Below are 12,754 nucleotides of genomic sequence, written 5' to 3'. Positions count from 1 at the left end.
ATAGAGAGCGCTCTCCTACGTTCTCCGGGCGCGAAGCTTCCGCCACCCCCTCGCTGAGGAGCCTCCCGTGTTCACAGCCCGTCCCACCCCCCGCCTCCGACCGTTCGTCCTCGCGGCGGTCGCCCTCATCGCCACCTCCGTGGCGCTCGTCCTCCCGGCCCAGAACGACCGGGCCGAGGCCGCCATCGGCCCGATCAGCTGGCAGGACGAGTTCAACGCCCCGGCCGGCACGCCCGTCGACCAGAACAAGTGGCGGTTCGACATCGGCGGTGGCGGCTGGGGCAACAACGAGCGGCAGTACTACACCAACAGCACCAGCAACGCGGTGCACGACGGCCAGGGCAACCTGGTCATCACCGCCCGCCGGGACAACCCCGCCAACTACCAGTGCCACTACGGGCGCTGCGAGTACACGTCCGCGCGGCTGCTGACCGCGGCCACCTTCAGCCAGACGTACGGCCGGTTCGAGTCCCGGATCAAGATCCCGCGCGGCCAGGGCATCTGGCCGGCGTTCTGGATGCTCGGCACCGGCGGCGGGTGGCCCGACGCCGGCGAGATCGACATCATGGAGAACATCGGCCGGGAACCCAACACCGTCTACGGCACCGTGCACGGTCCCGGCTACTCCGGCGGCGGAGGCATCACCGGCAGCCGCACCCTCGGCGGCCCGCTCGCCGACGGCTTCCACACCTACCGGGTGGACTGGGAGCCGAACGTCATCACCTGGTACATCGACGGGGTACAGTACCACCGGGTCGACCCCGCCCGGCTCGGCGGCAACCGGTGGGTGTTCGACCACCCCTTCTTCATGATCCTCAACGTGGCGGTCGGCGGTAACTGGCCCGGCTACCCGGATGGCTCCACGCAGTTCCCCCAGCAGATGCTGGTCGACTACGTCCGGGTGTCCAGCTACACCTCCGGCGGTGGCGGCGACCCGGCTCCCGGCACCAGCCGGATCAGGGGTGCGCAGAGCGGGCGCTGCATCGACATCCCGAGCGCCAACCCGGTCGACGGCGCCAAGCTGCAGATCTGGGACTGCAACACCACCGCCGCGCAGGCCTGGACGTTCGCCTCCGACGGGACCGTCCGCGCGATGGGCAAGTGCATGGACCCGGCCTGGGCCGGCACCGCCAACGGCACCGAGGTCAACCTGGTCACCTGCAACGGCAATCCCGCCCAACGCTTCACCCTCAGCGCCGCTGGCGACCTGGTCAACATCAGCGCCAACCGGTGCGTGGACGTCCGGGACGCCAACCCCAACAACGGCGGCAAGCTGCACCTGTGGGACTGCACGGGTGCAGCCAACCAGACGTGGTCCCGCATCTGAGGCCCCACGTACCACCGGCGAGTGGGCCGCCCGGCAACACGTCCGGGCGGCCCACCGTCGTCTGCGGGCCCGCCGCGACCGGACCGCGTCGGCTGGTCGGCGATCAGTCGAGGCCCAGGCCACGCCGCCCGGTGGGATTGAGGTCGTCGGGCTGGAACCGGTTGGGCCAGCTGCGCTCGTAGTGCTCCGCCGGGAAGTCCGTCGGGCTGGACCCGGTCTGGAACGCCTCCCGGACGGATACCGAGTACCGCTCGTTGCGCGGGCACCACGGGGCCGCGGGGATGTACATGACGTTGCCCCAACCCTGTTGGCCCTGGACCGGTGCCACGCTGTGGATCATGTCGCAGTGCCACCAGACGGAGTCGCCCGCCTTGACGTCGGGGATGCCGGCGAGTGCCTGCATGAGCAGCGGGTGCCACGTCTCGTTGGCGGGGAAGACCTGGTTGACCGTGACGCCGCACATGTCGTCCGCGGGCACGTCGGCGAGCAGCGGCCGGAGCATCAGGTAGGCCATCGCCTCGGGGATCGGGACGGTGTGCAGCACCCCCTGGTCGTGGTCCATGTCGGAGAGGGCCGTCCAGCCCTGGAAGGTGCGGAAGGCCGAGCACATGGTGGTGCCGGGGTACTGCGGTCCGGCGGTGCGGTGGGCCGGGTCCCAGGGGTCGTACTGCTCGACGGTGCCGTCGAAGAGGTGGCGGAAGGCCTTCTGGTACGCCTCGGTCATCCACAGGTCGAGGGTGCCGGGATCGAGGTGGGTACCGAGGCCGTTGGAGTCGGCGCCCGGCGGCCGGCGGCGGATCCGGTCCGGGTAGAGCGAGTCGCGGTCCGGGTCAAACCACCGCACGCCCTCGGACTCGTGCTTCCACTGCCGGTTGAGGAACGCCTGCACCCGGGCCATCCGGTCGCTCTGGCGGGCCTGCATCTGCGCGGGCGACCAGTAGACCGGGTAGATCTCGGGCTTGGACCCCACGCTGCCGAAGAAGTCGTCGGCGGGACCGCGGTAGGCCTCGGTGAACCCGTTGCTGTCCACGTAGTCGACGATGCCGCGGTCCCAGGCGAGGGCCTGCTGGCGGTCGAAGTGGCCGCGGACGACGAGGCAGCCCCGCTGGCGCAGTTTCGCCAGCGCCTCCGCCGGCACGGTGCCGGCCTCGATGTCGGCGTACTCGATGACCGGCCAGATCGTCTCGCCGCGATCCCTGGCGGCGGCGATCTCGTCGACCTTCGCCTGGACCCGCCGTTCGACGACCGCGAACACCTCCTCGACCGTGCGGCCGGAGGCCTCGATCCGGTCGCGCAGCGCGGCCTTGATCTGGCGGATGGCGGCCGGGAGGTCGTCCGGGGTCGACTCCCAGTGCGGCAGGGGCGGGAGCGGGGCGACGGCCAGGGCGGGCTGGGCGTTCATGGCGCGACTCCTTCTAGTTAGGGCTCCTTCTTGGAAAGACTGTAGGGGTCGGGCACCCTTCTAGGCAAGACTCCTGCCTAGAATCGTGGGGTGACCATCGCCAAGCCCTCGCTGGAGCTGCTGCGCACCCTGACCGACGAGCACGTGCTGCGGGAGTTGATGCGGGCGCGGCGGCTGACCCGCGCCGACCTGGCGGCCCGCAGTGGCCTGTCCAAGCCCACCGTGGGCGAGAGCGTGCGCCGGCTGACCGAGGCCGGCCTGGTCGTGGACACCGGGGAACGGACGCCCGGCGGGCGCGGCCGGGGTCGCGTCGGCTCGTACTACGCCCTCGCCGACACCGTCGGCACCGCCCTGGCCATCAGCATCGCTCCCGACGGCGTGGTGGTCGAGCGGGTCGGCGCACACGGCGACGTCCTCGGGCGGACCCGGCACGACATCAGTCGGCCAGCCCGGGCCGAGCAGGTGGCGGACGCCCTGCGCACCGCCGCCACGCAGGCGCAGGAGGGCACCGGAGAGGCCATCCGGCTGGCGGTCGTCAGCGCCGCCGACCCGGTGGAACGCGCCAGTGGTCGCCTGGTCCGACTGCCCGACGCGCCGTTCCTGCTCGGCGAGCTCGACCCGGTCGAGGTGCTGACGCCACAGGTCGCCGGCCCGGTCATCGTCGACAACGACGTCAACTGGGCGGCGCAGGCCGAGCGCGACACCGATCCGACGGGCCTGGGCGACTTCGCCTACGTGTTCCTCGGCGAAGGACTGGGATGCGCGATCGTCAGCGACGGCGAGGTACGCCGCGGCCACTCCGGAGTCGCCGGCGAGATCGCGCACCTGCTGACCATCGGCCCCCACGGTCAGGCGACCCGGTTCATCGACGTGTTCGCCGACCTCAACCTTCGACGCGCCGGCACGACGGCCATCGACGTCGATCGCGTCCGTCAGCTCGCCGCAGTCGACCGGCAGGCGCTGGGGCGGGCCGTCAGCGGCGTGCTCGCCGCCATCGTCGCGCTCACCGACCCGCGACTGGTCCTCATCGGCGGCCCCTGGGGCAGTCACCCGGCGATCCTCGACGCCATCACCACGGCCTTCACCCAGATGCCCCGGCATGTCGAGGTACGCCCGGCACGGCTGACGAAGGAACCGTCGCTGGCCGGGGCCCGCGCCGAAGCCCTCGACCGTCTCCGCTCGGCCATCATCGCCCTCCCCCAACGGACGGACCCCTCGGCGACCCTCCGGTTCCCGGACCAGCAGGACCACGGATTCGGCTGATGACGCGAGGGGTGCGAGGCTCGCCGCTATGTTCGGATTAGTCCTGTAAGTCCGGCATCACTGGGAGTGAGTCCATGTCGCACCACCTTGACACCCCCCTCGCCGCCCAGAGCGGTCAGCTCTTCATCGACGACCTGTACGTCTTCAACGGCGACCGCGCCACGGTGTTCGTCATGGACGTCAACAGTTCGGTGACAAAGGCCGACATCAAGCGCGGCTTCCACGCCGAGGCGCGCTACGAGTTCAAGATTCACTTCAACGGCGCCGAGGTAGAGGGGCTGGCCTACCGGCTCGCGTTCGGTGAGCCGGACGGCGACGGCAGGCAGACGCTGGAGTTGTACGAACTCACCGGAGCCGATGCCCGCGACGACGGCGCGATGGGCACTCCCATCGTCCAGGGCCACAGCGGCGAGGTGTCCAGCGGCCGCAACGTCCGGGTCTGGGCCGGGCGGATCACCGACCCGTTCTACATCGACCTCGGCGAGCTCGCGACCGTCAACGCCGCGATCAAGAACGGCGCGAAGCTGGACCGCTCGGCGTGGCGGGCCGACAAGGCCACGAACAGCTTCGCCGGCACCACGGTCGAGTCGATCGTCCTCGAGGTGTCCCATGACGAGCCGATGCTGCGTGACGGCACCGAGATCGGCGTCTGGTGCCGCACCCTGCTGGCCACCGACGCGGGCGGGTGGCGCCAGATCAACCGCTTCGGCCACCCCATGATGTGGCCGATCTTCTGGCCCACCGACACCGACTTCACCAACCCGGCCAACGCGCGGCACCCCGGCGACGATCTCAAGGAGGACGGCGAGGAGATCGCCTCCGCGGTCGCGGGGGTCGTGGCGGCGAACGGTACGGCGCCGGATCCGCAGGCGTACGGCTGGAGCGTGGCGCGGCAGCTCTATCCCGACGTGCTGTCGTACCAGGTCGGCACGCCGGCCAACTACGGTTTCGCCGTCCGCAACGGACGCACCATGGCCGACAACGCACCCGAGGTGATGTTCTCCCTGGTGCTGAACACCGGCATGACCTCCGGCCTCACCCCGGACGGGACCAAAGGCGCGCGCGCCGACGCGTTCCCGTACGTGGTGCCGGCCTGATCGGGCCGCCTCAGCTCCCGACGGCGGTGCCACAGGCTGACCTCCTCGGTCGCGCCGAGGAGGTCAGCCCGCAGGATACGGAGGATGTCAGCCCGGGATGTCTCGCGGGTCGCGGCTGCGCGGGTAGGTGTTCTTCTCCCCGATCGTGCCGTCCTGCTTCTTGATCACGTGCTCGACACCACGGTCGGCCGCCATCTCGCGGCCCTGGGTCTGCGCGTCGGCCTTGCCCTCGTGCGTGCTGCTGGCTCGCTCGTTGCCCTCCGGGCGGTTCTTCCACTGCCCGTCCTCTTGGTACGTCTCGACGTCACCCTTGGCCACGGCCGGCTCCTCCCTGCGTCTGGACTGTTCGCCAGACACAGTGCCCCGAGCCGTGTCGGGCAAACGTGCCCGATGTCGTCCTCAGGAGACGGTGGGCGGCGTGCGCGGTCACCCGGAGACGCAGTTGTTGCTCTTGCGCTTGAGGATGAGTTCGCGTTCGTCGGTGGTGATGCCCGACGGCTCCCCGTCGAAGTGGGTCTCGACCTTCTCCCAGCCTCGGCGCTGCTCGTAGTGCAGGTGTGGGGCGCCGGAGTTGCCGGTGCTGCCGAGCCGCCCGATCTGCTCGCCCTGGGCGACCCGCTGACCGACCCGGACCGACGGCGGTTCGAGCAGGTGCAGGTACTGCGTCTCCCATTTGCCACCGTGATCGATCTTCACCCAGTAGCCGCCGCCGCGACCGCGCGGGCCCTCCGGATTCTCCGGGTTTCGCCCGCCCACCGACCCGTTGACGCCCGCCACGGTGACGGTGCCGGCGTACGACGCGAGCACCGGGCGCCCCCACGCCTCGCCCTCGGTCGGAAACAGGTCGACGTCGTAGTCGTCATGGCCGGGGTAGGTGCTGAGCTGCCACGTCTCACCGCAGGCGACCGGGAGCTGGAAGAGCGGTCGTGGACCGGGCGGCCGCAGCATCGGCACGACGACGAAGGCGACGCCGAGGACGGCCACGGCCGCGACGAGCGCGAGGAGAATCCGGGCGGTGCGGCTGCGGACGCGACGGTGGGTGCGAACTCTGGTGGGGCGGCCGGTCGTCACCGTCCCGAGCATGGCAGACGCCGACAACGCCCCGACCCGGGGTCGCACCGCCACGCCTGGCCGTTACATTGCAGTCGTATCGCCAAGTGGGTACCTTGGGATGCAATGCAGTTGCATTGCATAGAGAGAAGGCCCCATGCACGTCATCGCGTTGTCCGAGGCGACTGCCGACATGGTCGACCTGGTCGGCGGAAAGGCGGCCGGGCTGGGCGAGCTGATCCGGCGAGGCGAGCGGGTCCCCGAGGGATTCTGCGTCACCACCGAGGCGCACCGGCTCGGCGTCATCCCGCAGGCGGAGATCGTCGCCGCGTACGAACGGCTCGGTGCGGGCGCGGTGGCGGTGCGCTCCAGCGCCACCGCCGAGGACCTACCGGACGCGAGTTTCGCCGGGCAGTCGGACACCGTCCTGAACGTCACGGGCACCGCCGAGCTGATCGCCGCGATCAGGAAATGCTGGGACTCGCTGCACACCGATCGCGTCGTCGCCTACCGCGACGCCCGCGAAATCGATCATCAGGCGGTGCGGATGGCCGTCGTCGTGCAACGCATGGTTGCCCCTGCGGTGGCGGGGGTGCTGTTCACCGCGAACCCGCTGACCGGTCGCCGCGACGAGATGGCGGTCGACGCCGCGCCGGGCCTCGGCACGACGGTGGTGGACGGCGCGGCGGCCGTGGACCACTACGTGCTCGACGGCGTCACCCGAGACGAGGCTGGGTGCCTGACGTCCGCGCACCTGGCGGAGCTGCGGGCCACAGGTGAGCGGCTGCGGGGTCACTTCGGCTCCCCGCAGGACGTGGAGTGGGCGATCGACGGCGACGGCGTGCTGTGGTTGCTGCAGTCGCGGCCGATCACCAGCCTGTTTCCCCTCCCGCCGGAGACCGGGAAGCCCCTCCCCCGCGTCTACCTGGAGTTCGGCCACGTTCAGGGCATGCTGCAACCGGTCACCCCGATGGGCATGTCGACCCTGCGGTCGCAGATCGCGGCGATGCTCGCCGCTCTCGGCGTCCGGGTCGAGGTCGTCGACATCGGCGGTCGCCTCTACGGTGACCTGACCGACCTGGCTCGGAGCAGGTCGTCCCGCAAGCGGCTGGTCAAGCTCCTGGCGGTCGACTTCGGCCCACGGGCGCAGGCGGTGATGCAGCACGTCCTGACGGATCCACGGTTCGCCGTGACCACGGCCAGCACCGAGCGCGGCGCGGCACAGGGGGCGGCGTCCCTGCGGACCGCCGGCCGCGCGGTGGCGGGGATCCTGCGCGCGCTGGCCCGTCCCGACGCGGCGCGGGTCCGGATGTTCCGGGCGATCGAGCAGATGAGAGTACGGTCGGCGGCCCCCGCCGACCTGCGGACCGCCGCCGACCGGCTCCGCTTCGTGGAGTCGCGGGACTCCGGGGACAGCGCCGACGCGATCATGTGGCCGATCGTCACCGGCATGCTCGCCGCCGCGTTGCCGGCGTCGTTGCTCAAGGGCGTCGCGAGCTCCGACGAGATCCACACCGTGCTGGGCGGGATGCCGCACAACGTCACCATCGAGATGGATCTGGCGCTCTGGCGGCTCGCCCAGGGCGCCGGCGAACACCGCCGGCTCCTGCTCGACACCCCGCCGGACGAGTTGGCCGCGCGGTATCTGCGCGGGACGCTGCCCGACGTCGGGATGGCCGGCTTCCTGGACGCCTACGGCCATCGCGGCGTTGCCGAGGTCGACCTCGGGGTGCCGCGCTGGGCGGAGGATCCGGCACCGGTCTTCGCGGCGATCGCCAACTACCTGCGGGTCACCGATCCGCGGCAGGGGCCGGACCAGCGCTTCCAGCGGGCCGCCGCAGAGGCCGAGGCCGCGCTTCAGGAACTGGTCAGGCGTGCCCGCCGTCGTCGGCCGGTACGCGGCACGATCGCCGGGTTCCTGCTACGCCGGGCCCGTTCGTTGGCCGGCCTGCGCGAGGCCGGCAAGTTCGCCGGGCTGTACCCGCTACGGGAGACGCGCCGGCAACTGCTGCTCATCGGCGTCGACCTGCACGGCGCCGGGCTGCTGGAGCAGCCCGACGACATCATGTTCCTGACCCTCGACGAGGTGCACGCCGCGGTGCACGACGGCAGCGATCACCGGGCGACGGTCGCCTCCCGCAGGGCGGTGCACCGCAGGGAGTCACGCCGCAGGGCGGTGCCGGTGGCGTTGCTGTCCGACGGCACCGACGTCGAGGCCGTACTGCCGACGGCGCCCGCCGTGGACGGCACACTCACCGGCGTGGGCGCGTCGGCGGGCCGGGTGACCGGCCCAGCCCGGGTCGTCCACGATCCGGCCACCGCGCACATCGAGCCCGGCGACGTCCTGGTCGCCGCGACCACCGACCCCGGCTGGACCCCGCTGTTCCTCACCGCCTCGGCGCTGATCACCGAGACCGGCGCGATCATGGCGCACGGCCCCACAGTGGCCCGGGAGTACGGCATCCCCGCCGTCATCTGCGTGCCCGACGCCACCCGGACGATCTCCACCGGTCAGCTCGTCACCGTGGACGGCGGCGCCGGCACCGTCACCGTCCACTGACCGCCCGACCACCATCGCGAGGACGACATGACCGACATGAAGACCCCCACCAGAGCGAAGGTGGGCCCGCTGCTGCGCCGGGTGGCCAAGCTGGAAGCCGCCATGTGGCGCAACCTGTACCTGTGGGCGCGGCGCAGGCCGCTGCCGCTGGCGCCGGGTGACGAGCCGTTCGGCTACCTGGGCGTGGTCAAGCCGATTCTCGGCATCTTCATCGGCCTGTCGATCGTGGAGATTCCGATCTTCGACCTCATCGTCACCAACGTGGTGCCGTGGGGGCCGGCCCGCTGGATCGTGCTCGCGCTCGGCGTCTGGGGTCTGCTCTGGATGGTCGGCCTCTTCGCGAGCATGACGATCAACCCCCACGTGGTGGGTGACACGGGCCTGCGGGTGCGGCTGAATTCCGGCATCGACATCTGGATCCCGTGGACGGACATCGAGGTTCTGCGCAAGCGTTACCGCTCGCTGCCGTCCAGCAAGTCGGTGCAGGTCGAGCAGGAGGGGGACCGCCGGGTGGTGTCCATCTCGGTCGGCAGCCAGACGAGCATCGACGTCCTGTTGCGCCACCCGACGAGCTTCGACCTGCCGAAGGTCGGGTCCGAGCCGATGAACGAGCTGCGGTTGTACGCCGACGATCCGGACGGCCTCCTGCGTAGCGCGCGGGGCACCCCCGCCACCGGAACCGTCAGCCGTTAGCCGCCGACCGCCGGCGGGGCTTCCAGGCCACCCACTGTGAAACGATCGAGGTCATGCCCAAGAAGGTCGATCACCAGGAGCGACGCACCCTCATCGCGGACGCGTTGATGCGGGTCGCCGCGGACCAGGGCCTGGAGGCCGTCAGCCTCCGTCACGTGGCTGCCGAGGCCGGTGTGTCCGCCGGGATGGTCCAGCACTACTTCCGCACCAAGGACGAGATGATGGCGTTCGCGTTGGCCGTGGTCCGCGAGCGCGGTGAGATCCGGATCGCCGAGGCGATGGCGCGACTGGGCGCGGACCCCTCCCCTCGGCTGCTGCTGCGCACGATGATCGCCGCGCTGCTGCCGCTCGACGAGCGGAGCCGCGACGACGGGAGCGTGGCGCTGGCGTTCTTCGCCTACACCGCGGTACGACCGGCCGCCGCGGCCAGCCTGCGCGAGGACACCGCGCAGCTGACCGAGTTCATCGCCAGCATCCTGCCCCGCCGAAACGCCGACGCCGCCGCGGCCGGCCTGCTGGCACTGATGGAGGGGTTGGGCGTCTATCTGCTCGGTGGGCAGTACACCGCCGAGCAGGCCGTGGCGGCGTTGGATGCCCACCTCGACCTGCTCTTCGGTTGACGGGTGCCGCGCCGTCAGCAGCGCGGCACGGTCGGGATGTATCCGTCGTAGCCGGTCAGCAGGTAGGCGTCGGAGACGTAGCGGTTGGTGCCGATCCGGTTCCACACGGAGGTCGTGCCGTACGGGCCGGTGACCGTGCTGCCGACGGCCTGGCAGTAGATGGCGACGGTGGCGCCGTCGGCGACCGAGCCGACGACCGGATAGCTGGCGCCCGGGCCGGAACGCACGTTGAGGCTGGACGCCTCGGTGTTCACCGTGCCGGAGCCGATGCCGGTGATTCCGTTCACCAGTTGCAGGTAGTAGGTCCAGTTCCAGTTCGGGCCCGGGTCGGTGTGGGTGGCGCCGGGCACCTCGGCGTGCGCGATGATGTGCGCCCGGTCCTTGGGTATGCCGTACTTGGTGGCGAGGCTACGGGTGAGCGTCGCGGAGGCGCGGTACATCGCATCGGTGAACCAGGCGGGGTTGTCGACGTACCCCTCGTGTTCGATGCCGATCGACTGGGTGTTGTAGGTCCAGTTGCCGGCGTGCCAGGCGATGTCCTTCTCCCGCACCGACTGGGTGACGGCGCCGTCGGAGGAGCGGAAGGTGTAGTGGGCGCTGGCCTGGGCGGCCGGGTTCTGGAACCAGCTGACCGCGCCGGCGTAGGAGCCCTGCGTCATGTGGATGACGATGCGGGTGACCGGGTGGCTGCCCGGTCGACTGGCCACGGTGTAGTTGCTCGTGCTGGCCGGTGCCCACGCGGCCGGCCCGTAGTCGGTGCTGAGGGTGCCGAATCCGCCGAGCACGCCGGCCCGCTCCAGGCCGCCCCGCCGGGGTGCGACCGGCCGCCCGGCCACCGCCTCGCCGCGCGTCGAGGTGAACCCGACGCGCAGCAGGTCGTAGACGGTGTCCGCGTAGAGCCGCGCCACCGACGCGTCGCTGGCGCCGCCGTACCGGGCGACCGGTCCGTACCAGCCGTTCACGTCGTCGCGGGCAGCGGCGGTGAGGCCGACCTGGTCGGCGTACGAGCGCAGCACGGCGGCCGCCCCGAGGACGTTCGCGGCGGGTTCGGCGCGCAGCGCTGCCCGGGTGAGCCGGGTGAGCGTCGCCGCCTCCTCCAGGGTGTGCACCTGTGTGTTGCTCGCCAGGTGCATGAGCCCGTGGCCACCGGCCGCGCTCGGCGCACCGGAGTGCATGTCCAGGCGCGACTCGGCGTACCCCAGCGCCACCAGCAGGTCGCGCGGGACGTCGTACCGGGCGGCGGCGGTGTCGAACGCGGCGGCCAGCGGGCCGGCCGACGCCGGCGTACCGGTCGGGGCGGCAGCCGCCGGTGACATGGCCGCGACGGGACCGGCCAGGGCGGTGGTCAGGGTGAGCAGGCCGCCGAGCAGGAGCCGGCCCCGGCGGGAGGTTCGTACGGTCATTGCCACTCCTTGCGACGAAGGGGGTCGGGCGGCCGGCGGCCCGCCGGCTCGGCGGTCGAGCTCGTCAGCACCAGCCGTTGATCGGAGCGTTCACACCGGTCCAGAGGTAGGCGTCGGACACCCAACTGCCGTCGCTCAACCGGTCCCAGAGCGCCGTGGTGCCGTACCGCCCGGTGTGGGAGGTGCCGTTGGCGGAGCAGGAGACGGAGACGGTGACACCGTCAGCCAGCGAGCCGACCGCCCCGTAACCGGTCCCCGGCCCGGCTCGACGGGTCAGTGCCCCACCGCCGTTCGCGTCAACCACCGCCTGGGTGAGGCCGAGTGCGCCGTAGTTGTAGAGGCCGGAGCCGACCCCGGCCCAGGCCGACCCGTGTCGCGCCCCACCCTGGTAGGCGGCGGCGCCGTTGGCCAGCACCCACTTGCCGATGTCGTGGCCGGCGATCGGCACGTAGGCGCTGTTCTGCCGCAGGCCGAAGTGGACGTGGCGGCCGGTGGCGGATCCGCCGCAGGTGACGTCGGTGCCGGTGTTGCCCAGGAAGGCGCCCTGACCGACGCTGGCGCCGTTGACGGAGATGCTGTTCCACAGGTGGTAGTAGTCGGTCGAGTAGCCCCGGTCGTGGATGACCCGGATCCACCCCTGACACATCGTGTACGCCGCGCCGGCCCGGGCCGCGCGGACCACCTGGTCGCCGCCGGCCAGGTCGACCGAGCTGTACGGCGCGCTGCCACCCCAGCCGTGCGGGCCGCCGGTGAGCGTCCACGTCTGGCCCACCGCGAACGGCAGCGCCATCCCGGTCCGGTAGTCCCCGCCCGCGTACATCGGGGTCGGAGCGGTGCTGAGCGCGCTTCTCTCCGGACCCGTCACCAGGGGCGACTGGGCGGCCAGTTCACCGAAGGCGGCCTCACCGTCGAAGGCGACCCGCCACCCGGCCGGGTCGGCCCGGGCGATGAAGATCGAGCCGGTCGGGTGGGCGTCCTCCTGTCGGGGTGCGAGGGCGACGGCGGTGCCGAACGCCCACCGGCCGCTGCTGCGGCTGACGGTGACCCGGGTGTCTCGTTCCGCGCCAGCGGTGGACAGCTCGACCGAGCTGAGCAGTTTGGCGGTCACCGCGGCGGTGAGCGCGGGGCCGTCGGCCGCGGCGGCGGCGCTGGGCGCCGCCCCGATCAGGCCCGTGACCATCAGCAGGGCCGCGGCGGCGCCGCCGGCCCATCGTCGACCGTGTCTCATCGTGACCTCACTCTCGGTGCGGGTTTCGTCGACCACGGCGACCCGCACCCCGTCGGGTTCGCGGTTGGCCAGCGGCACGGCGGACACCGCCGTCACCGGCCGGCCCTGGTA

At 71.7% G+C, this 12,754-nt stretch carries 11 protein-coding genes; 6 read left to right on the top strand and 5 right to left on the bottom strand.

The window, feature by feature from the left end; all coding sequences use genetic code 11:
- Window positions 1–67: 67 nt before the first annotated feature.
- Entirely contained in the window at window positions 68–1,327 is a 1,260-nt protein-coding gene (locus OG470_RS17045) for a family 16 glycosylhydrolase (RefSeq protein ID WP_328425432.1), read from the top strand.
- Window positions 1,328–1,430: 103 nt separating this feature from the next.
- On the opposite strand, the gene OG470_RS17040 is transcribed toward OG470_RS17045, so the two are convergent.
- Window positions 1,431–2,729, bottom strand: a complete 1,299-nt coding sequence (locus OG470_RS17040; RefSeq protein ID WP_328425430.1) for a DUF1479 domain-containing protein — start codon at window positions 2,727–2,729, stop codon at window positions 1,431–1,433.
- A 90-nt stretch (window positions 2,730–2,819) separates the two neighbouring features.
- Here OG470_RS17040 and OG470_RS17035 point away from each other — a divergent pair, with 90 nt between their 5' ends.
- Both OG470_RS17035 and OG470_RS17030 read left to right on the top strand, forming a co-directional pair.
- Window positions 2,820–3,992 (top strand): ROK family transcriptional regulator, encoded by a 1,173-nt coding sequence (locus OG470_RS17035; RefSeq protein WP_328425428.1) that lies wholly within the window; start codon window positions 2,820–2,822, stop codon window positions 3,990–3,992.
- 74 nt (window positions 3,993–4,066) lie between these two features.
- Complete coding sequence (locus OG470_RS17030; RefSeq protein ID WP_328425426.1) at window positions 4,067–5,089, top strand: DUF4331 family protein; 1,023 nt, start codon at window positions 4,067–4,069, stop codon at window positions 5,087–5,089.
- A gap of 87 nt (window positions 5,090–5,176) precedes the next feature.
- Here the strand turns inward: OG470_RS17030 and OG470_RS17025 are convergent, their stop codons facing one another.
- Together OG470_RS17025 and OG470_RS17020 are read right to left on the bottom strand one after the other, a co-directional pair.
- Window positions 5,177–5,407 carry a DUF2188 domain-containing protein gene (locus OG470_RS17025; RefSeq protein ID WP_328425424.1) on the bottom strand — a complete coding sequence of 77 codons (231 nt, stop codon included), beginning with the start codon at window positions 5,405–5,407 and terminating at the stop codon, window positions 5,177–5,179.
- Window positions 5,408–5,515: 108 nt separating this feature from the next.
- Window positions 5,516–6,172, bottom strand: coding sequence for a M23 family metallopeptidase (locus OG470_RS17020; protein WP_328426415.1), 657 nt, complete (start codon window positions 6,170–6,172; stop codon window positions 5,516–5,518).
- 124 nt (window positions 6,173–6,296) lie between these two features.
- On the opposite strand from OG470_RS17020, the gene OG470_RS17015 reads away from it, so the two are divergent.
- From OG470_RS17015 to OG470_RS17005, 3 genes are read left to right on the top strand one after another with little or no spacing between them, the layout of a single operon-like run.
- The gene (locus OG470_RS17015) at window positions 6,297–8,699 is read left to right on the top strand and encodes a PEP/pyruvate-binding domain-containing protein (protein ID WP_328425422.1); all 2,403 of its coding nucleotides are present in this window, start codon (window positions 6,297–6,299) and stop codon (window positions 8,697–8,699) included.
- 27 nt (window positions 8,700–8,726) lie between these two features.
- On the top strand, window positions 8,727–9,392 hold the full coding sequence (locus OG470_RS17010) for a hypothetical protein (protein WP_328425420.1): 666 nt from the start codon (window positions 8,727–8,729) through the stop codon (window positions 9,390–9,392).
- A gap of 53 nt (window positions 9,393–9,445) precedes the next feature.
- Complete coding sequence (locus OG470_RS17005; RefSeq protein WP_328425418.1) at window positions 9,446–10,012, top strand: TetR/AcrR family transcriptional regulator; 567 nt, start codon at window positions 9,446–9,448, stop codon at window positions 10,010–10,012.
- A gap of 14 nt (window positions 10,013–10,026) precedes the next feature.
- Here the strand turns inward: OG470_RS17005 and OG470_RS17000 are convergent, their stop codons facing one another.
- Window positions 10,027–11,415 carry an N-acetylmuramoyl-L-alanine amidase gene (locus OG470_RS17000; RefSeq protein WP_328425416.1) on the bottom strand — a complete coding sequence of 463 codons (1,389 nt, stop codon included), beginning with the start codon at window positions 11,413–11,415 and terminating at the stop codon, window positions 10,027–10,029.
- Between the two features lie 64 nt (window positions 11,416–11,479).
- Entirely contained in the window at window positions 11,480–12,739 is a 1,260-nt protein-coding gene (locus OG470_RS16995; protein WP_328425414.1) for a peptidoglycan DD-metalloendopeptidase family protein, read from the bottom strand.
- Window positions 12,740–12,754: the final 15 nt, after the last annotated feature.

This window comes from Micromonospora sp. NBC_00389, from assembly GCF_036059255.1.
Lineage (GTDB): Bacteria > Actinomycetota > Actinomycetes > Mycobacteriales > Micromonosporaceae > Micromonospora.
The sequence above is the reverse complement of the archived record's forward strand: the minus strand, read 5'-3'. Positions and strand labels throughout refer to the sequence as shown.

Bases quoted from the DNA above. Each gene is read 5' to 3' on its own strand.
- OG470_RS17000 (WP_328425416.1), bottom strand. From the start codon at position 11,415: ATGACCGTACGAACCTCCCGCCGGGGCCGGCTCCTGCTCGGCGGCCTG.
- OG470_RS17040 (WP_328425430.1), bottom strand. From the start codon at position 2,729: ATGAACGCCCAGCCCGCCCTGGCCGTCGCCCCGCTCCCGCCCCTGCCG.
- OG470_RS17010 (WP_328425420.1), top strand. From the start codon at position 8,727: ATGACCGACATGAAGACCCCCACCAGAGCGAAGGTGGGCCCGCTGCTG.
- OG470_RS17015 (WP_328425422.1), top strand. From the start codon at position 6,297: ATGCACGTCATCGCGTTGTCCGAGGCGACTGCCGACATGGTCGACCTG.
- OG470_RS17030 (WP_328425426.1), top strand. From the start codon at position 4,067: ATGTCGCACCACCTTGACACCCCCCTCGCCGCCCAGAGCGGTCAGCTC.
- OG470_RS17020 (WP_328426415.1), bottom strand. From the start codon at position 6,172: ATGCTCGGGACGGTGACGACCGGCCGCCCCACCAGAGTTCGCACCCAC.
- OG470_RS17005 (WP_328425418.1), top strand. From the start codon at position 9,446: ATGCCCAAGAAGGTCGATCACCAGGAGCGACGCACCCTCATCGCGGAC.